This window comes from Streptomyces sp. NPDC001231, assembly GCF_042896885.1.
Classification (GTDB): Bacteria; Actinomycetota; Actinomycetes; order Streptomycetales; family Streptomycetaceae; genus Streptomyces.
The window spans coordinates 135,083-153,696 of the sequence record NZ_JBIAXS010000013.1; the positions used below are offsets into that span (position 1 = coordinate 135,083).

Below are 18,614 nucleotides of genomic sequence, written 5' to 3' on the forward strand. Positions count from 1 at the left end.
CGCCCTTGACAACGTCGCCCACCGAAAGGTCCGCGTCCGTGTCGAGCACGTGATCGGCCGGATGAAGAACTACGAGATCCCCCGCGACTGCAGGCAACACGGCGACGGCCTCCACCACGCCGTCCAGGCCGTCGCCCGCATGCACAACCTCGCCCTCACCGCATGACCAGACACGCCAACAGCCCAGCTCAGGCAGCCTGTTCACGTCCTTCTGCAACACGCTTCAGCTAGCGCAGCTCCCGTTCGACCGAGGACAGCGGCAGCGCGAACAGCATCCGGCCCGACAGGGACCAGACGTCGCCGGTCTCCTGCCAGTAGGACAGGGAGCCGGTGCCGTCGCCCCAGCAGCGGTGGGTGTCCTCGGAGCCGCACTCGGCGGCCTTCGCACCGCGCTCGTCCTGCCGCCACAGAGTGCCGTGGGTGCCCTCGTCCGCGGGGCGGCCCAGGTACCAGTCCGGCGTCGCGGACGGGCCCGGACGGTGGGACAGGACGCCCCGGACGTCCTCCGCCTTCGTCCCGTAGGCCTCGTCCGAGGCCACCGTGCCGCCGGAGTCGGTGGCCAGCAGGCCGGAGCGGAGGGGGTCCCGGCTGAAGGAGTAGCGCCACAGGCGCGTGTGGCGGCCGCCGTCCGTGGGCGCGGCCTGACTCGCGACCAGGCTGGCCGGCGCGGAGCTGCGGTCCAGGGAGAGGCCGTCCGGGCAGGGCAGCGCGGACACGTCCGCGCCGGCCGCCCGGACGCAGTTGCCGTCGGCCGGGCGGTAGGAGGCGACGGCGGGCAGCACCCACCGGTAGCCGTGCGCCGACCAGCCGCCCGGCACCCGGCCCACCTCTCGGCCGTCGACCGTGGCGCGGTGGATGCGGCGCAGGTCGTAGACGTACAGCGCGTCGCGCTCGCCGCCGGAGGTGGTGACCAGCAGTTTGTCCCGGTACCAGACCATCCCCGACACGCGCGAGACGAGCCCGCGGAAGTCGCGTCCGCCGTCGACCGGGACGGCGAGCAGCGCCCAGGTGTAGGTGAGGTGGCCGGGGTCGTCGGCGTTGACGAAGGCCACCCGGGCCAGTCCGCGCCCGTCGTCGGTGTCGTGCGTCCAGCCGGAGAGGATCACCCGGTGGGCGCCCCACCGGCCGCTGTCCTCGGCGTCCCCGGAGGTGGTCACCGACTCCGGCCGCCACCGGCGGGTGGCGGAATCCGCGGGGTCCCAGCAGTACGCGCGCGTGGCCGCCGGCTCGACGGGCAGCGCCTTCTTCTCGTGGTCGCTGCACTCGTCCGCGTCGCGCAGCGAGCGGTCGGCGCCGCTGAGCACCGTGCCGACACCGACCGGCCGGCCCATCGCCGCGGCGAGCCGGTCGAGGGACCTCTGCGGCACCGGCTGCTCGGTCAGCCGCAGCCGGTCGAGCTCGGCGGACGAGGTGAGCGGCTTCAGGGCCCCGGGGTCGTCGGCGACCGTGGCCTGCGAGGTGCTGATCATGGTGGCGGCAGCGGTCAGCGCGAGGCCGGCCCCGGCCAGGACCGCGCGCAGCGCCCTGCCCCGTCTGCGCCTGCGGTGTCTGCCGCGCTGCTTCATACAGCCCCCTTTTCAGGGCTCGGTCCGCCTCCGGGACGCCTGTTCCGCGCACACGGGCCAACTGCTTCGGGAGGTCCGAGCGTTGACCGAGTAGCGGCTGGGGCGACCCTGGGGCGATGCTACGGCAGTCGGGCCCGCGACAGGTCGAAGACCCTGCAATTATGCGGAAGATGCCACCCCGGGGCCGAACCCTTGACCTACTGGGGCCACCGGGGTCACCCACCCGCGCCACTCACGGCACCGTGATGACACGCTCCCCTCGTACCGCCGGTGCCGCCGAGTGGGGGGAGGTCGTCCGGGGCGTCCGGGAGCAGAGCAATTCGGTGTGGCGCGGGCTCAGTTCGTGGGTCCAGGAGCCCCCGCCGCCCAGGACGGTCACCGACCAGCGGCGCGGCCGGGCCGGGTCCAGCACGATCCGGGCGCCGTCGTGCGGGGCCGGTCCCTCACGGGCCCGTGTCAACAGTCGTCCGCCGGCGGCTCCAGAGAGCACAGGCCGACCGCGGGCAGCCACACGGGGCCCGCCGAGCGGGACTTGGGCAGCGGGATCCGCGCCGTGTACGGCATTCCGCTCACCGCCGCCGGCCAGGCGTCCGCGTCCACCACCACCGCCCGGCCGTCCAGCCGGGCCGGCAGCACCGGCGCCGCGACCGCCCGCAGCCGCTCCAGCGAGGCCGGCTGCGGCTCCCACGGCGTCGCCTCGGCCAGTTTCGCCACCGAGCCGACCCAAGGCGGCGTGGCCGGATGCACGGTCTCCAGCGGTCCGCTGGGGTCCGGGCAACCGGCATCCCCGGGGCGCCCCGGCCCTGCGTCGTACACGGTCGCGCCCCTCCCGGCCGCCCCGTGCACCGTGCTGCCCGGCCGTGCCGGAAGCGCGCGGTCCGCTCACGCGGACGCGCAAGTTGCAACCCCTTGCGACCCTGGTGAAACAGGCTTGAGTTCATTGAAACTTGTCCAACGCTGCCGTGTGCGGCCTATACGGCCTGGAACGGGCCTGAAGTGCGGGGGTGGTGCCGTGTCGGCGCAGCACCACCCCCGCGTCAGTGCGCGGGGCGCGCCCGTTCCACCACCGCCGCCAGGTTCAGGGTGTGCGGCAGCGCCCCGAAGGCGGCGCCCCACTCGCCGCCCAGCCGCGAGGCGCAGAACGCGTCGGCGACGTCCGGCGGCGCGTACCGCACCAGCAGCGCCCCCTGGAGCACCAGCGCCAGCCGTTCGGTCAGCCGCCGGGCCCGGGCCTCGGCGCCCTCCAGCTCGGCGAGTTCGGTGAGCAGCTGCTTGATCGCCGCGTCGAGACGGTGGTCGGCGCCGCGCGCCAGGCCCACCTCCCGCAGATAGGCGTCGAGCGCCTGCGGCTCCCGCGTCAGCGCCCGCAGCACGTCCAGCGCCTGTACGTTCCCGGCGCCCTCCCAGATCGAGTTGAGCGGCGACTCGCGCACCAGGCGGGGCATCCCGGACTCCTCCACGTACCCGTTGCCGCCCAGGCACTCGGAGGCCTCCACCGCCAGCGGCGCGCACCGCTTGGTGACCCAGTACTTGGCGGCCGGCACCGCGATCCGCAGCAGCGCCCGCTCCTGCTCGCCCCCGTCGTCGTAGGCGGCTGCCAGGCGCAGCGCGAGTGTCGTCGCCGCCTCCGACTCCAGCGCGAGGTCGGCCAGCACGTTGCGCATCAGCGGCTTGTCGACGAGCTTGCCGCCGAACGCCTCGCGGTGCCCGCAGTGGTGCACCGCCTGCGCCACCGCCTGCCGCATCAGCCCCGCCGACCCGAGCACGCAGTCCAGCCGGGTCGCCGCGACCATCTCGATGATGGTGCGCACCCCGCGCCCCTCCTCGCCCACCCGGCGCGCCCAGGTCCCGTCGAACTCGACCTCGGCGGAGGCGTTCGACCGGTTGCCCAGCTTGTCCTTGAGCCGCTGGATCAGGAACACGTTGCGCGTGCCGTCCGCCAGCACCCGCGGCACCAGGAAACAGGTCAGCCCTCCCGGAGCCTGCGCCAGCACGAGGAACCCGTCCGACATCGGCGCCGAGCAGAACCACTTGTGCCCGGTCAGCTCGTAGGCGCCGTCCTCGGCGAGCGGCCTGGCCGCGGTGGTGCCCGCCCGTACGTCGCTGCCGCCCTGCTTCTCGGTCATCCCCATCCCGAACAGCGCCCCGGCCTTCAGATGCGCGGGCCGCAGTTCGCGCTCGTAGACCACGGACGTCAGCCGCGGCTCCCACTCGGCGGACAGCTCCGGGTCGGTGCGCAGCGCGGGCACGGCCGCGTGGGTCATCGACAGCGGGCAGCAGGTGCCGGCCTCGACCTGCGTCCACACCAGGAAGGCGGCCGCCCGCCGCACATGCCCGGCCGGACGGTCCCAGGCCGCGGTCAGCCCGGCCGAGACGCCCTTGCCGAGGAGCCGGTGCCAGGCCGGGTGGAACTCGACCTCGTCGACGCGGTGGCCGTAGCGGTCGTGGGTGCGCAGCCTCGGCGGGTTCTCGTTGGCCTGCGCTCCCCATTCCTGCACCTGGGCCGAGCCGGCGGCCCGCCCGAGCGTCGTCAGCTCCGCGCGCGCCTCGTCGAGCAGCCCCGCCTCCACGTGCCGTCCGACCGCCTCGGCCAGGGCCTGATCGGCGGCGAAGACGTCGTATCCGACCAGCGGCGGCGGCTGGTTGGTCACGGTGTGCGTGCTGGGTGCCATACGACGGAACCTACCCCGCGGTACGGCACCGGGCATCACACGGCCGCCCCGCAGCGGGCCCGCCGGACCCCCGCCAGATGTCCTGCCTGAAGGCCGCCCCCCGGCGGGTGCGGGGGAGCGGGGCCGACGGAGATACCTTTGGCTCGTGCAGCAGTCAGCCAGCGAAACCCCCGAAAGGCCCTCCGGCCGCCTCCACCGGGCACGAGCCCTCTACCGGAACGTATCCAAACGCAGGACCGCCTGGCTGCTGCTGAAGGACACCGTCAACTCGTGCATGGAGTACCGGATCCTGGGGCTGGCGGCCGAGGCGGCGTTCTTCTCCCTGCTGTCCGTGCCGCCGCTGCTGCTGAGCCTGATCGGACTGCTCTTCTACGTCGACACCTGGACCGGCGCGCACACCATCGCCAGCCTGGAGCGCAACATCCTGGACGCCTCCCGCACGGTCCTGTCCGACCAGGGGGTCAAGGAGATCACCCAGCCGATCCTGCGGGACGTCATGAAGGGCGGCCGGCCCGACGTGATCTCCATCGGCTTCGTGTTCGCCCTGTGGTCGGGCTCGCGCGCGGTGAACGTCTTCATCGAAACCATCACCGTCATGTACGGCCTCGACGGCGTGCGCGGCATCGTCAAGACCCGGCTGCTGGCCTTCGGTCTGTTCATCGTGGCCCTGCTGATCGGCTCCATCGCGCTGCCGCTGATGGTGGCCGGCCCGGACGCGGTGGTGCGGATCGTGCCGTGGTCGACGACGCTCGTCCAGATCCTGTACTGGCCGGTCGTGATCGTGCTGTCCGTCGTGTTCCTGACCACGCTGTACCACGTGTCCGTGCCGGTGCGTTCCGCGTGGATCGAGGACGTGCCCGGCGCCCTCGTCGCCCTGGCCATGTGGGTGGTGTGCAGCTTCCTGCTGCGCATCTACCTCACCAGCACCGTGGAGGGCCCGACCATCTACGGCTCACTCGCCGCGCCGGTCGCCGTGCTGCTGTGGATCGGTGTGTCCGCGTTCGCCGTGCTCGTCGGGGCGGCGGTCAACGCCGCCATCGACCGGGTCTGGCCGGCCGCCGCCACGGCCCTGGCGCGCGCCGCCAACGAGCGGGTGCGCGAGGCGCAGATCGCCGAGTACGTCGCCCGCGCCGCCGCGACCCGCGAGAACGAGCCCGACGACCCGGAGGACCCCGACATGCCCGCGGAGTTCCCCGAGCGGTGGTCGCGCTTCCTGCCCCCGGAGGACGTGACGGCACGGCTGCGGGCCCATGTGAAGACCACGCACACGCGGAGCCCGCACAAGGACGACCAGAACGGCTCGTCGAAAGGGTGACCGGCCCGACGGGCCGCCGCGCCGCCCGGGGCCTCCCTCGACCTCCCGTCGGGGCCCGGCGGCGGCGTAGGGTCGTCCGCCATGGACCGCCGACTCCTCGTCCACACCCGTACCGCCGACTACCGCCACGACTCCATCCCGGACGCCGTCGCCGCGCTGCGCGCCCTCGACGGCTTCGAGGTCGTGCACACCGAGGACCCCGAGGCCCTCGCCCGGCCCCTGGAGCGGTACGCCGCCGTCGTCTTCCTCTCCACCAGCGGCGAGGTGCTCACCCCGGCCGGCCGGGAGCGCCTCGCCGCGTACGTCGAGCGGGGCGGCGGGTTCGTCGGCGTGCACGCGGCGGCCTGTACGGAGTACGACTGGCCGTACTACGGCGAACTGCTCGGCGCCCGGTTCGCCCGGCACCCGAATTACCAGCCGGGCCGGGTCCTGGTCGAGGACCGCGACCATCCGGCCACCCGGCACCTGCCCGCCGAGTGGGCCTTCACCGACGAGTGGTACGACTTCCGCACCAACCCGCGCGGCGCCGTACGGGTCCTGGCGCGCGCCGACGAGTCGTCCTACCGCGGCGGGGGCATGGGCACCGACCACCCCCTGGTGTGGTGCCGCGAACAGGGCCGGGGCCGCGTCTTCTACACGGCGCTCGGCCATGCCTCCGAGGCCTACGCGGACCCGGACTTCCGGGCCCATCTGCGCGGCGGGATCGAGTGGGCGGCGGGGTCAGCGGCCGGGTGAGGTGCGGTCGCGGGCTCGGCGGCCGCCGCCGCTGTTCCCATTGCCGGGGGCGATCATTACTGGTATCGATCCGGTATCCCGCCCGTGACCACCGCGTCCGCCCCCCGCTCTTCGAGAAGGAGACCTCCTGTGCTCGCCGACTCCTTCCCCGCGTCGTCCCCCACCCCGTGGATCGCGCTCGTGCCGCTGGTGGCGCTGCTCCCCGCCGTCTACTGCATGATCGACATCTCGCGGCACCCCGACACCAGGCAGCTCTCGCCCCTGGCGTGGCTGGCCGTCTGCGCCTTCGGCAACGTGATCGGGCTGGTCGCCTACCTCAGGTTCGGCCGCAGCGAGAACCGGTAGTGGTCCACCGGACCTCCACCGGACTTCCGCCGTACGGCGGTGCCGGCACCCCGCGCGCCCGGAATACCGGGAGACGGCCGTGCGCTTCGGTGATACCGGTGCGAGACGCGGCGAAGGGCTGGTGGGCGCATGACGTCCGACAGATCGAACCCCGTGGTCACCACCCCCTACGGGGCGGTGCGAGGCAGACATGAGCGCGGAGTGGCCGTGTTCCGCGGCGTCCCGTACGCCGCACCCCCCTTCGGCCCCCGGCGGTTCCGGCCGCCGGTGCCGCCCGAGCCCTGGGACGGTGTGCGCGACGCCGCCCTCTTCGGCCCGACCGCGCCGAAGCCTCCGTACTCCGAGGCCTTCGCCCGGTACCTGTCCGACCCGGTCGTCCCCGGCGACGACTGCCTCAACCTCAATGTGTGGACACCCGATCCGGACCCGGCAGCCCGGCTCCCCGTCATGGTCTGGCTGCACGGCGGCGCGCTCACCCGCGGCTCCTCCGCCGTGCCCGTCTACGACGGGCGTGCCTTCGCCCGCGACGGCGTCGTCCTGGTGTCCGTGAACTACCGGCTCGGCGTGGAGGGCTACGGACTCTTCCCGGACGCCCCCGCCAACCCCGGCCTGCGCGACCAGCTCGCCGCCCTGCGCTGGGTCCACGAGGCGATCGGGGCCTTCGGCGGCGACCCGGACCGGATCACCCTGTGCGGCCAGTCGGCCGGAGCCATCAGCATCGGCGCCCTCGTCGCCGCCCCGCAGGCCCAGGGCCTGTTCCGGCGCGCGGTCCTCCAGAGCGGGCCGCCGGAGGCCGCCGACCGCGGCAACGTACGGCGGATGGTGCGGCGCATGGCGGCCCGGCTGAAGGTGCCCGCCACCGCGGAGGCGTTCGCCGCCGTCGACCGGGACCTGCTGCTGCGCACCCAGGCCGAGGTCGGCCGGCTCGGCGGCCCGGTCCTCGGCGGGCCCGCCTTCGGCATCGTCGTCGACGGCGACCTCGTTCCGCGCGACCCGCTCCAGGCCCTGGTGGAGGGCGACGCGGCGCGGGGAGCGGACCTCCTCATGGGCTGGACCCGCGACGAGTACCGGCTGTGGCTGGTCCCGGGCGGGCTGCTGGAGCGCGTCGACCGGCTCGGTGCCGTCGCGCTGGCCGCCGCCATGGCCCGCTGCCACTGCGGGCACGAGGTGGTCCGCGGCTACCGGGCGCTGCGCCCCGGGGCCGGCACCGCCGAGATCGTCGGGCAACTGGTCACCGACCACCTGCTGCGCCGCCCGCTGCACCGCCTGGCCGACGCGCGTCCGGGCTCGTCGTACGTCTACGAGTTCGCCTGGCCCTCGCTGCTGCCGGACCTCGGCGCCTGCCACGCCCTGGAACTCGGCTTCGTCTTCGACACCGGCGGCATCTCGGACTCCCGCAGGCTGGCCGGGGAGGGCGCCCCGCAGGAGCTGGCCGAGGCCATGCACGCGGCCTGGGTCCGCTTCGCCACCGACGGCGACCCCGGCTGGCAGCCCTGGGACGCCACCCACCCGGTACACGTCTTCGGCGACGGCCCGCCCCACACCGTCCACGGCCCACGCGACGCCGAACTCGCCCTCTGGACGGCCGCCCCCGAGCCGCCGCCCACCCTCGACGGCACCCGGGCCCGCGCCACGGAACTCCGCGCGGTGGTACGACGCCTGCGCCGCCCGGGGGGCGTGGGAGGCCGCTGACGTTCCTTCGCCGGGGAGAGGGAGCCACGGCCGCCGGAACCGGGTGGGGCCCGCGACGACCGGCCGGGGCGCCGACAGCAACCGGGCGAACTCCGTTGTCCTCGGGCCGGGGTCCAGACGAGAATCCCGGCCCGATTGCGGCGGGCCGGGATTCTGTGTTGTGCGCCTGGCTGGAGGGCGTCGGCCCGATTACGGCGGGCCGGGTTCTCCAGCAAGCGCATCACGCGGTTGCTGGGTTCAGTCTTCGTCGAATCCGCCGAATTCGCCGCCCTCGCCCTTCCCGCCGTGGTGGCGCTTGATGACGCGGAAGCTGCCGACGACTCCGTTCTTGACCTTTACTCCGTCCTCCATCTCCTCGTGGTGCTTCTTGTGGTGCTCGCCCTTCTCGTGCTCGCCCTTCTCGTGCTCGCCCTTCTCGTGCTCGCCCTTCTCGTGCTCGCCCTTCTCGTGCTCGCCCTTCTCGTGCTCGCCCCTCTCGTCCTCGTCCTCGTCCTTGATCTTGCCCGGGCGGACGTTGTTGGCCTCGCTGCGGGGGCCGACGGTGGCGATGGGGGCGCCGTTGTCGCAGGTGACGCCGCGGAAGAACTCGACGGTCCTCTTGCTGTCGTTGCGGATGTTGAAGCTCTTGGAGCCCAGACCGCTGACCACGGTGATGCAGCCGTCGGGCACGGCGGCGAACGACCGCTCGTTGATGAAGATTCTGCCGATCTCGTGGTGGCGGCGCTTGCCGTGCTCGCCGCGCTCGCCACCCTCACCGCGCTCGCCACCCTCGCCGCCGCGGCCGCCGCCCTCGTTGCCCTTGCCCTGTCCGCCCTCGCCGCCCATCGGGGCGTAGGCGGGAGCGGGGGCCTGCTTGACGACGGCCGGGGCCGACTCGGGGGCGGCGGTGGCGTAGGTGATGCCGGTCGCGGTCAGTGCCGCGGCGGCCGCGATGGCCGTGGCGATCGCATGGGAACGGTTCATGATCATGTCGTTTGTTCTCCTTCTGAGACGGAGAGAGGAACACCCGCTGTGGCAGCCGGTGCGTGATTGAACGTACTAACACCCCCTATTGCTGTCATGTCGAGCAAATCGTGATTACCGGCTTTGTGGGGCCGATCGGGTATATGGAGGTCCTTTGCGCCGCCCTGAAGAAGAGCTGAGTGACCGTCAAAAATGCCCTGAATTTTGGAGATTGAATGGTAATTAGCCCTTGCGGGTGATCTTCTGACGTGTGCTCACCCGCCGTGGCGGCGGGATGCCGGAAAGTGTCGGCGAGTCGCTGCTTGACATGTGGTCTGACGTAGGTTCCAAGGAGGCCATGTGAACGGTGGCTGTCCGGCGAAGGCGGCCCCACTACGGGCGGTTCGCCACGGAACCGTCGTCCGGCGAGTTGGAACAGTTCTTCCGTCTGGACACCAAGGCCTTGGGCTCTCTTGTTCAGCAGACAGGCACTCAACAGGCATGCCGAGGAACGCAGAGCCCACTGCCCAGGCAAAACGAGCACGTCATCGAACCGGAATCAAGATCGCCCCGCTACGGTCCGGCAGGGGCCGCCGTCCGGTCGGCCGTCGGGAGGGGCGGCGGTGTGGTGCGCGTCGGCTGGTGGCCGCCGGTCCCGTGAGGGTGCCGTGTGGGCCGCTACCGGGGCGACAGCGCGCGGGCGATCTCCGCGACCGCCTCCGGGCCCACTCGGCAGCAGCCGCCGATCAGGCGAGCGCCGGCGGCGCGCCAGCGGTCCACCTGGGCCGGGGTGAAGGTGGAGCGGCCGGTCCAGGAACGGGACTCGGCGTCCCAGGACTCGCCGCTGTTGGGGTAGACCACGACCGGTTTGCCGGTGACCCGGGCGGCCGTGCGCGCCGCGGCCGCCGCGTCGCCGGGCGCGCAGCAGTTCACGCCGACCGCGATCACCTCGTCCGCGTCGGCGGCCAGGGCGAACGCCTCCTCCAGCGGCTGCCCGGCGCGCGTGCGGTCACCGGCGACGGTGTACGAGAGCCAGGCCGGCACCCCCAGCCCGCGCACCGCCCGCAGCAGCGCCCGCGCCTCCTCCGTGTCGGGCACCGTCTCCAGCGCCAGCACGTCGGGTCGGGCGGCGGCCAGCACCTCCAGGCGGGGCCGGTGGAAACGCTCCAGCTCGTCGACGGTGAGCCCGTACCGGCCCCGGTACTCGGAGCCGTCGGCGAGCATCGCCCCGTACGGCCCCGCCGACGCGGCCACCCACAACGGCCGTACCACCCCGAGCGCGCGCGCCCGCCGCGCCGCCTCCCGCGCCGACTCCACGCTCAGCCGCATGAGTCCGGCGGCCCGTTCCCGTCCGATCCCCCGCCGCGCGAACCCCTCGAAGGTGGCCTGGTAGCTCGCGGTGATCGCCACGCTCGCCCCCGCCTCGAAGTACGCCAGGTGCGCCTGAGTGACCGCCTCCGGCCGCTCGGCCAGCAGTCGCGCCGACCACAGCTCGTCACTCAGGTCGTACCCGGCCGACTCCAGCTGGTTGGACATGCCGCCGTCGAGTACGACCGTCCCGCCGTCGAGCGCGTCGGCGAGGGCGGGGGAGGTGGCGCTGGGGATGACGCTGTCCATGGCACGACGCTAACCGATCGGGCCCCGCAGAATTCCCCTGCACGGCCCCGGACGCCCTGGCATCATCCCCGTATGACCTCCGCCATACGTCATGTCACGATCGACTGCGCCGACGCCCACGCCCTGGGCACCTTCTGGTCCAAGGTCCTGGACCTGCCGGTGCACGAGGACGACGAGCCGGGTGACGACGAGGCCCTGATCGAGGGCGCCGGCCTGCTCTTCGTCACGGTGCCGGACGCCAAGACGGTCAAGAACCGCGTACACCTGGACCTCCAGCCGCAGGACCGCACCCGCGACGAGGAGGTGGAGCGGCTGCTGGACCTCGGCGCGACGCTGGTCGCCGACCGTCGCAATCCGGACGGCACGGGCTGGGCGGTGCTCGCCGACCCGGAGGGGAACGAGTTCTGCGTGGAGCGCGGCGCGGGGGAGAGGGCGGGCTGAGCGGAACGGTTCGGCCGGTACCGAAACAACCGGCCCCTAGCGTGGGCCGCATGAGCGAGACCGTCTACGAGACACCCGCCGCAGCCGTCACCTCCATGGTCGACCACGTACTCGAACTGGCCGCCACCTGGACCGCCTGGGACGGCACGCCCGCCCGCGTCGACGGCCGTGTGTACACCCCGCACAAGGCGATCCGCCGCGTCGCCGACCACATGATCGACCACTTGGCCGAAATGGAGGCGCGGCTGGCCGGAGAAGAGCCCCGGCCCGACCGCTGGCACGCCTCCGTGATCACGACCGAGTCCGACCGCGCCCCCTTCACCCCCGAGGATCTCGACGAGACGCGCAGCCGTCTGACCCGACTGGCCCGGATCTGGGCCAACCGCCTGGACGCGCTCACCGACGAGCAGCTCGACCACTCGCCGGGCGAGGGCTGGAGCTTTCGCGAACTCGCCTGCCACCTCGCCGGATCCGCGTACTACGCGGACGCCGTCGGAGACCTGTCATGACCGCCTTCGCCGACCTCCATCGGGCCGACGAGCCGCTGCTGCTGCCGAACGCCTGGGACCGGGCCTCTGCCCTGTTGCTCGCCGCCCGCGGATTCCCGGCCATCGGCACCACCAGCCTCGGCGTCGCCGCCTCCGCCGGACTGCCCGACGGTGCCGCCGCGACCCGCGAACTCACCCTCCGCCTCGCCCTCCTCCTCGGCTCGCAGCCCTTCCTGCTCTCCGTCGACGCTGAGGGCGGGTTCAGCGAAGACCCGGACGAGGTGGCCGAGTTCGCCCGGCGGCTGTGGGAAGCGGGGGCCCGCGGCATCAATCTGGAGGACGGGCTCGGGCCGCCCGACCGGCACGCCGCGAAGATCACCGCGGTGAAGTCCGCAGCCCCCGGCCTGTTCGTCAACGCGCGCACGGACACGTACTGGCTGAGCGACGGAGACGTCACACGGACACTGCGCCGGCTCGACCTCTACCAACAGGCGGGCGCCGACGGGGTGTTCGTCCCCGGGCTGACCGAACCCGAGGCGATCGCCGCCCTCGTGGGGCACCTCGACGCACCCCTCAACATCCTCTACTCCCCGGCCGGCCCCACCGTCCCCCACCTCGCCGACCTCGGCGTACGCCGGATCAGCCTCGGCTCCCTGCTGTACCGGGTGGCGCTGGGCGCCGCCGTGGAGGCGATGACCGCCGTCGCGGACGGGCGCACTCCACGGGGCGCCGCTCCCTCGTACGCGGAGGTGCAGGCGCTCAGCGCCCAGGAGGGAACCGCGAGCGGAGTTCCCCGGCGCACATGAGAGGGCGCGCCGGCGGGATGCCGGCGCGCCCGGGTGAGGGACGGTGTGGGTGTCAGCTCGCGGTGCAGCTGATCGAACCGACCGGGAAGTTGTTGCCCGTGGACGTGGCGGTGAATCCGAAGAAGACACTTCCGTCAGGGGGTACGGTCCGGTTGTAGTCGGCGTTCTTGACCGTGATCGTGCCGTCTCCGGCTGTGGTCAGGTTGCCGTTCCAGGCGCTATTGATCTTGGTTCCGGTGCCGGGCTTCCACGTCACCGTCCAGCCGTTCAGTGGTGCCGTGCCGTGGTTCATCACTTCCACGGAACCCTGGAAGCCGCCGCTCCAGGAGTTCTCCACGTTGTACACGGCCATGCAGGAGCCGGTCTGCGGACCGGAGGCCGTCGGGGTTGGGGTGGGAGTCGGGGTCGGAGTGGGCGTCGGCGTCGGGGTCGGGGTCGGGGTCGGGGTGGGCGAGCCGGAGTTCCGGATGCCCGTCACCTCGCCGTGGCCGCCGTCGAAGGCGATGTCCGAGCAGGAGAAGAAGTTCTCCTGGCTGTCGGAGCGCACCCACTGGATGAAGAGCAGCGCGTTGCCCGAACGGCCGGAGGGCAGCGGGAGGTTCCAGTAGTAGTGGCCGCCGTCGGTGCCCGGCGACCCCACCTGAGGCGGGTTGCTGACGGTCTGGATCAGGTCCAGGTCGGCCCAGCGCAGCTGGGACGTGGGCGACCAGGAGGGCTTGGTCAGGTAGACGCGGAAGTCACCCGGGTGGGCGGCCCAGTTGCTGTACTGGAGCTCCATCGTGGACCCGGAGGTCAGATGGGTCCTGGGCCAGTCGGCGCGGGCGGCGTTGTAGGCGGAGAAGGCGTACGGCGAGCGGTCGCCCGCGCTGCACAGGGTGCCGTCCGGCACGTAACCCTGGTTCCGGCCGGCGGCGTTGGAGTCGAGTACCGCGAACCAGTTGTACAGGGGCGTGGCGCCGCTCTTGTTCAGGGCGTCCCGGCACGCGGGGTTCGTCGGGTCGAGACTGCCGGTCGCCGTGCGGGCGTCCACGTAACACAGATAGGTGCGCGAACCGGGCATCATCGCCACGCCGTGCGCCTCGGCGCGGCCCTGACCGAGAAGGGTCAGGCCCAGTGCCGCGAGGAGGGTGGCGAAGGCCGCCGCCACCGATAAGAGTCTGCTGCGTCGAGCCACGTTCGGTCCTTCCTTCCTTGTGGGGGTGGTGGTGCGTCTCAGGCGGTGGTGCAGCCAGTGCCGTTGAGGGTGAAGGCGCTCGGCGCGGCGAACGTGCCGCTGTAGGTGCCCTGGAAGCCGAAGGTCTGGCTGCCGCCCGGCGCTATCCGCGTGTTGTGCGACAGAGCGGTCGCGGTGACGGCACCCGAGGACGGGTTCACCGTGGCGTTCCAGGCGCTGGTGACGCGCTGCCCGGAGGGCAGGGTGAAGCCGAGCTGCCAGCCGTCCACCGCCGCCGAACCGGTGTTGCGGACGGTGACGTCGGCGGTGAACCCGCCCTGCCAGACGTTCGTGGCGTACGTCACCGAGCAGGCGGCCTGACCACCGGGGTTGCCGCCCCCGTTGCCACCCGTGCGGATCTCCGACGAGAACGACGTCACGGCGAGCCCGGTGCCGTTCTGCCAGGGCTCGAAGCCCGCCTGCACGCTCGTCAGGTACCAGTTGCTCTGGGCCAGTTGGCGGGTGACCGCCTGCTGGACGAAGTCCATCACGTCGAAGTTCCAGCTGGTGATCGCCGAGGGGGCGACGAAGGACAGCACGTTGTTGGAGCCGTTGCTGCCGGACCACACCTGCCAGGACCGGCCGGCGACCGTGGCCGTGCCGGTCTGCGAACCCACCGGCTGGATCGGCCCGACCTTGTTGAACCAGACCATGATCTCGGTCCGGTTCACGCCGTCCTTGCGGGCCGTCGGGTCCAGCCAGATGTCGTAGGCGGCGTCGTAGACCGCGTCGCTGACATAGCTGTACGAGATGCTGGTGGGCGCGCTGGAGATGGTGTCCAGCCGGGCCGGGAGCGCCGTGCCCGGCGAGCAGTTGGTGTAGTGGCAGCCGTTGTAGACGGACGGGTACGACTTCGGAGCGCCGTTGGTGGCCGCCGAGCCGTCGGCCCGGTTGATCCGGAAGCCGGAGTCCGTGACGGTGATGCACTGGGCGGCGTCGGAGCCCCAGCGGTTGTTCTGGACGACGTAGCGGCCCTGGATCGTGGTCGTTCCGAAGGCGTCGCAGATCTGTGTGTCGGCGCGCGCCGCCGGTGCGGTCGCCAGAGCGGTGGCGATCAGGGCGACGGTCGCGAGCACCGCGCACAGCAGGCCGCGCGCGGTGTCGAGCCGGTGGGGCAACGGTCGCATGGGGGGCCTCTTCGAGGGGGGCGAGGTCGGAGGGCGGAGTGCTCCCGCTTGCGCATCCGTGGGAGCGCTCCCATTATTTGAACGGGACTATAGGAGCGATACATGTCCCTGACAAGACTGCGCGGAGGAATGAAAAGGAGTCGGGACGTGCCTACTTCGGCGCAGACGCTGAGCGGTGACACCACGCTGGAACTTCCCGAGTTCGACACCCCGCCGGACCGTCCCGAAGGCCTGCTGCGGCAGTGGCTTGAGGGCGCGGTGCGGCGCGGGGTCCGGGAGCCGTACGCCATGGTGCTGGCCACCGCGGACGCCGCCGGACGGCCCTCCAACCGGGTGCTGATGCTCAAGGAGACGGACGACCGGGGGTTGTTGTTCACCAGCTTCCGCGGCAGTCGCAAGGGCCGCGACCTGGCCGCGACGCCGTACGCGTCGGCCACCTTCTACTGGCGCGAGACCCTCCAGCAGATCACGGTGGCCGGACCGGTGGAACCGGTCGGACCCGAGGAGTCGGACGCGCTGTTCGAGGACCGGCCGCTCGCCGCCCGTGCCACCACCGCGGCCTCCCGGCAGAGCGAACCGCTGCACGACGAAGCGGAGTTCCGGGCCCGCGCCCGCGAACTGGCCAACGGCGGCGCCCCGATCTCCCGACCCGAGGGCTGGACCGGCTATCTGCTACGACCCGAGTCCATCGAGTTCTGGTACGGCAGCCCTGACCGGCTGCATCGCCGGCTGCGCCATGAAAAGGCCGAAAGCGGTTGGCGGCACCAGCGGCTTCAGCCGTGACGGCCGCCTGCGGTGAACCCTGTGAACACCGACCAGGCGGTGGGGGAGAGGGCGAGCCGAGCGCCGGCGGTGTTCTTGGAGTCGCGGACGTGGATGGCGGCGGGGCAGGCGGCCACTTCGACGCAGTCGCCGGAGTCTTCACCGCTGTACGTGGATTTGCACCAGGCGAGGGCCACTTCGACGCAGTCGCCGTCCCCGCTGCTGCTGTAGCTGCTTTTGAACCAGGCCAGTTCATCGGTGCTCATAGCGCTCCTCGCGTTCGCTCCAGCAGGTTCCGGGTGTCGCCCGGAGAAAGAGCCTGTGAGCGCAGTTTCGGATGGGACCGGCCATACCTGCGTGGGCACCCAGGGCCATGGGCAGCAACTGCAGCTCGATATTGCGCGGCTTCGTGACCTCCAGCATGTGGTCGATCAGTTCTCGCCTGACGTCCGGGCCGCCGGTCGCCCGGTGGATGACGTACTCCTCCACGATGAAGCTGGGCGCTGGCGCTCCTCCCGGGCAGCGAGCTGAGCTTCGACCTGGGAGTCGGTCAGCACGGGAACTTGTTCGTCAAACAAGGTGCGCGCATACGCCTCCGTCTGCAAAAGCCCCGGCACCAGCCGGTTCTCGAAGGTGTACAAACTGATCGCCTGCTCCTCCAGCTCCGCCCACTGGCGGAACCAGGACGCCAGCCCCTTCTCCCGGCCGACGTGCTTGTACACGCCCTTCAGCGCGCCGAAGGCGTCCAGTACCTCCTCCGCGCGCTCGACGAACACTCGGGGCGGGAAGCGTCGTCCCTGCTCGATCGACGCCACGGTCCCCGGCTGGTAGCCGACGAGCGGGGCGTAGTCCTCCTGGGTGAAGCCCGCCCGTTTGCGGAAGGCCTTGTGTGCCGCCCCGAACGCCTTCATGCTGTCCGACGGTTCGGGCTCGCCGGTGGTCGTGGCCGTGCTGGTGCTGGTGGTTTCGGTCATGGCAGGTACCCCCCGAGTCCGCTGAAGTTCCCAACCCCGCGAGGACACCCAGGGTCACGCCCAGTGACGCCCACTGTCCATGGCGTGAACTCCTACAGTGCGCGGCGTACGAGCGCCGTGACTGGTTCGGCCCGCGTGACCTGCGGAACCGTCGGGCCATGCATGCAGACCCCCGGCTCCAGGAGCCCGTCACCGTACGTATGTTCAGTCAGTTGTTCAGCTGCACGCGGCGAGGTGCCCGGCTCGCGCGGCGGCTCGTGGCGCACCGAATGGACGCCTGGGGTTTCCCGTACGGAAGCGAGGCGGGCGAGAACGTGACCCTGGTGGTCGCCGAACTCGCCGCCAATGCCGTGCGGCACGGCCGCGTCCCCGGGCGGGACTTCCGCGTCCGGCTGCTGTGGGAGGGCGCGGTCGTCCGCGTGGAGGTGGCCGACGCGCGGACCGAACGGCTCCCGGTGCTGCGGGAGCCGGACGGCGAGGGCGGGCGCGGGCTTGTGCTGGTGGCGGCCGTGTCCGAGCGGTGGGGCGTGGAGCAACGGGCGGGCCGTGCCTACAAGGTGGTGTGGGCGGACGTGCGGGTCACGGGGCCAGGAGGTCCGCGAGGAAGGCGTTCGTGAACTTCCCGGCCGGGTCCAACTCCCGCGCCAGGAGGCGGAAGTCGTCCATGCGCGGGTACCGGTCGCGCAGTGCGGCCGACGGTGTGGTGAACACCTTGCCCCAGTGCGGGCGGGGGTCGAGGTCGGCCAGAGCCTCCTCCAGCCGGTGCACGACCGGCAGTACCGTGGCCGTGTCCTCGATCCAGGTGAAGTGCGCGGCGACGGTGTCCCGGCCGTAGGAGGGGCTCAGCCACTGCTCGTCGGCGGCGACGGTGCGGATCTCGCACGTCTGGAGCACCGGGGCGACCGTCTCCCGGATCCCGTCGATCGCGTGCAGGACGTCGAGGGCGTACCGGCGCGGCAGCAGGTACTCCGACTGCAATTCGGCGCCGCTGCTCGGGGTGAACTCCGCGCGGAAGTGCGGGAGTCGCTCGTGCCAGGGCCCGGGCACGCCGAACTGCTGGGTGCAGTTCTCCGCCGGCATGCCCGGCACCGGGTGCAGCGCGACCTTGGCCGGTACCGCCCAGGGGAAGGCGGGCAGCGGCTGGTCGGTGCGCCGCTTGAGCCATACCTGGCGGAAGCCCGGGTCGCGCCAGTCGGTGAACAGGCTGACGCTGTACGCGGCGGCCGACACCGTCTCGAAGTCCAGCCCCTCCAGGGGAAGTTCGGTGAACAGGTGCTGTTCGACCTCGTAGGCGGGCTCCAGGTCGAGGGTGTGCGCGGTGACCACGCCGAGCGCGCCGAGGGAGGTGACGGCCCCGCCGAACCGCGGGTCGCCCCGGCCGATGACGACCGTCGAGCCGTCCGCGGTGACGATCTCCACCTCCCGCACGGTGGCGGCCAGCGGACCGTTGCGGATCCCGGAGCCGTGGGTGCCGGTGGCCACCGAGCCGGCCACGGAGATGTGCGGCAGGGAGGCCATGTTGGGCAGGGCGAGGTTGTGCGCGTGCACCCGGCGGGCCAGCTCCGCGTACCGCAGACCGCCGCCCACCCGGACCGTGCGGGCCGCCGTGTCGACGTCCGCCTCGGCGGGCAGCGCCTCCAGTGAGAGCAGTGTGCCCCCGGCGCCAGGGTCGGCGATCTCGTTGAAGGAGTGCCCGCTGCCCAGCACCCGCACCCGGGCACTGCGGGAGACCAGCTCACGCACCGCGTCGAGCGAGCCCGGCCGGTCCACCTCCGCGGCACTGTAGGTGATGTTCCCCGCCCAGTTGGTCACGGTCGTCCCGGTCATCCGGCTCTTCCTCCCCCTCGCGCCACGGCCCACCAGGCCACCGGAGGGAACCTACCCGACGGCCGCCGGGCAGGGGTTCACGGCCTCCGTGCG

Annotated in this window: 17 protein-coding genes and 3 pseudogenes; 10 read left to right on the forward strand and 10 right to left on the reverse strand. The window is 72.3% G+C overall.

Features of this window, described 5'->3' with window-relative positions; all coding sequences use genetic code 11:
• Window positions 1–10: 10 nt before the first annotated feature.
• Window positions 11–166, forward strand: a pseudogene (locus tag ACFY3J_RS17970) (IS5/IS1182 family transposase); the annotation flags it as partial.
• Window positions 167–227: 61 nt separating this feature from the next.
• Here the strand turns inward: ACFY3J_RS17970 and ACFY3J_RS17975 are convergent.
• The 3 genes and pseudogenes from ACFY3J_RS17975 to ACFY3J_RS17985 form a co-directional block, all read right to left on the reverse strand.
• Entirely contained in the window at window positions 228–1,565 is a 1,338-nt protein-coding gene (locus tag ACFY3J_RS17975; protein WP_384176956.1) for a hypothetical protein, read from the reverse strand.
• A gap of 313 nt (window positions 1,566–1,878) precedes the next feature.
• Window positions 1,879–2,390, reverse strand: a pseudogene (locus ACFY3J_RS17980) (transcriptional regulator); the annotation flags it as partial.
• 212 nt (window positions 2,391–2,602) lie between these two features.
• Window positions 2,603–4,237, reverse strand: coding sequence for an acyl-CoA dehydrogenase family protein (locus ACFY3J_RS17985; protein ID WP_390841227.1), 1,635 nt, complete (start codon window positions 4,235–4,237; stop codon window positions 2,603–2,605).
• Between the two features lie 145 nt (window positions 4,238–4,382).
• Here ACFY3J_RS17985 and ACFY3J_RS17990 point away from each other — a divergent pair, with 145 nt between their 5' ends.
• From ACFY3J_RS17990 to ACFY3J_RS18005, 4 genes are all read left to right on the forward strand, one after another.
• Window positions 4,383–5,552, forward strand: coding sequence for a YihY/virulence factor BrkB family protein (locus ACFY3J_RS17990; RefSeq protein WP_390841228.1), 1,170 nt, complete (start codon window positions 4,383–4,385; stop codon window positions 5,550–5,552).
• 81 nt (window positions 5,553–5,633) lie between these two features.
• On the forward strand, window positions 5,634–6,287 hold the full coding sequence (locus tag ACFY3J_RS17995; RefSeq protein ID WP_390841229.1) for a ThuA domain-containing protein: 654 nt from the start codon (window positions 5,634–5,636) through the stop codon (window positions 6,285–6,287).
• Between the two features lie 129 nt (window positions 6,288–6,416).
• Complete coding sequence (locus ACFY3J_RS18000; protein ID WP_384176946.1) at window positions 6,417–6,632, forward strand: PLD nuclease N-terminal domain-containing protein; 216 nt, start codon at window positions 6,417–6,419, stop codon at window positions 6,630–6,632.
• 129 nt (window positions 6,633–6,761) lie between these two features.
• Window positions 6,762–8,324: a carboxylesterase/lipase family protein gene (locus ACFY3J_RS18005; protein WP_390841230.1), complete on the forward strand. Its 1,563-nt coding sequence runs from the start codon at window positions 6,762–6,764 to the stop codon at window positions 8,322–8,324.
• A gap of 237 nt (window positions 8,325–8,561) precedes the next feature.
• On the opposite strand, the gene ACFY3J_RS18010 is transcribed toward ACFY3J_RS18005, so the two are convergent.
• Both ACFY3J_RS18010 and mmuM read right to left on the reverse strand, forming a co-directional pair.
• Window positions 8,562–9,293 carry a hypothetical protein gene (locus tag ACFY3J_RS18010; protein ID WP_390841231.1) on the reverse strand — a complete coding sequence of 244 codons (732 nt, stop codon included), beginning with the start codon at window positions 9,291–9,293 and terminating at the stop codon, window positions 8,562–8,564.
• A gap of 651 nt (window positions 9,294–9,944) precedes the next feature.
• Window positions 9,945–10,883 carry a homocysteine S-methyltransferase gene (mmuM, locus tag ACFY3J_RS18015; RefSeq protein WP_384176939.1) on the reverse strand — a complete coding sequence of 313 codons (939 nt, stop codon included), beginning with the start codon at window positions 10,881–10,883 and terminating at the stop codon, window positions 9,945–9,947.
• 72 nt (window positions 10,884–10,955) lie between these two features.
• On the opposite strand from mmuM, the gene ACFY3J_RS18020 reads away from it, so the two are divergent.
• The 3 genes from ACFY3J_RS18020 to ACFY3J_RS18030 are packed head-to-tail and all read left to right on the forward strand — an operon-like array spanning window position 10,956 to window position 12,618.
• Window positions 10,956–11,324 (forward strand): VOC family protein, encoded by a 369-nt coding sequence (locus ACFY3J_RS18020; protein WP_384176937.1) that lies wholly within the window; start codon window positions 10,956–10,958, stop codon window positions 11,322–11,324.
• 50 nt (window positions 11,325–11,374) lie between these two features.
• Window positions 11,375–11,833 (forward strand): hypothetical protein, encoded by a 459-nt coding sequence (locus tag ACFY3J_RS18025; protein WP_384176935.1) that lies wholly within the window; start codon window positions 11,375–11,377, stop codon window positions 11,831–11,833.
• The gene (locus tag ACFY3J_RS18030; RefSeq protein ID WP_384176933.1) at window positions 11,830–12,618 is read left to right on the forward strand and encodes an isocitrate lyase/phosphoenolpyruvate mutase family protein; all 789 of its coding nucleotides are present in this window, start codon (window positions 11,830–11,832) and stop codon (window positions 12,616–12,618) included. Before ACFY3J_RS18025 ends, ACFY3J_RS18030 begins: the two co-directional genes overlap by 4 nt.
• A gap of 52 nt (window positions 12,619–12,670) precedes the next feature.
• Here ACFY3J_RS18030 and ACFY3J_RS18035 read toward each other — a convergent pair whose 3' ends face one another.
• The gene (locus ACFY3J_RS18035) at window positions 12,671–13,792 is read right to left on the reverse strand and encodes a lytic polysaccharide monooxygenase (protein WP_384176931.1); all 1,122 of its coding nucleotides are present in this window, start codon (window positions 13,790–13,792) and stop codon (window positions 12,671–12,673) included.
• Between the two features lie 38 nt (window positions 13,793–13,830).
• Window positions 13,831–14,958, reverse strand: coding sequence for a cellulose binding domain-containing protein (locus tag ACFY3J_RS18040; protein WP_384176929.1), 1,128 nt, complete (start codon window positions 14,956–14,958; stop codon window positions 13,831–13,833).
• Window positions 14,959–15,105: 147 nt separating this feature from the next.
• Between ACFY3J_RS18040 and phzG the strand changes: the two genes are divergently transcribed.
• Window positions 15,106–15,741 carry a phenazine biosynthesis FMN-dependent oxidase PhzG gene (gene phzG, locus ACFY3J_RS18045; RefSeq protein WP_384176927.1) on the forward strand — a complete coding sequence of 212 codons (636 nt, stop codon included), beginning with the start codon at window positions 15,106–15,108 and terminating at the stop codon, window positions 15,739–15,741.
• Here phzG and ACFY3J_RS18050 read toward each other — a convergent pair.
• Together ACFY3J_RS18050 and ACFY3J_RS18055 are read right to left on the reverse strand one after the other, a co-directional pair.
• On the reverse strand, window positions 15,732–15,986 hold the full coding sequence (locus tag ACFY3J_RS18050) for a DUF397 domain-containing protein (protein ID WP_390841232.1): 255 nt from the start codon (window positions 15,984–15,986) through the stop codon (window positions 15,732–15,734). The genes phzG and ACFY3J_RS18050 overlap by 10 nt on opposite strands.
• Window positions 15,973–16,694 (reverse strand): annotated as a pseudogene (locus tag ACFY3J_RS18055) (Scr1 family TA system antitoxin-like transcriptional regulator). The gene ACFY3J_RS18050 and the pseudogene ACFY3J_RS18055 overlap by 14 nt, the downstream one beginning before the upstream one ends.
• 158 nt (window positions 16,695–16,852) lie before the next feature.
• Between ACFY3J_RS18055 and ACFY3J_RS18060 the strand changes: the two are divergent.
• Window positions 16,853–17,311, forward strand: a complete 459-nt coding sequence (locus tag ACFY3J_RS18060) for an ATP-binding protein (protein WP_384176921.1) — start codon at window positions 16,853–16,855, stop codon at window positions 17,309–17,311.
• Here ACFY3J_RS18060 and ACFY3J_RS18065 read toward each other — a convergent pair.
• Window positions 17,274–18,521 carry an FAD-binding protein gene (locus ACFY3J_RS18065; protein WP_390841233.1) on the reverse strand — a complete coding sequence of 416 codons (1,248 nt, stop codon included), beginning with the start codon at window positions 18,519–18,521 and terminating at the stop codon, window positions 17,274–17,276. The genes ACFY3J_RS18060 and ACFY3J_RS18065 overlap by 38 nt on opposite strands.
• Window positions 18,522–18,614: the final 93 nt, after the last annotated feature.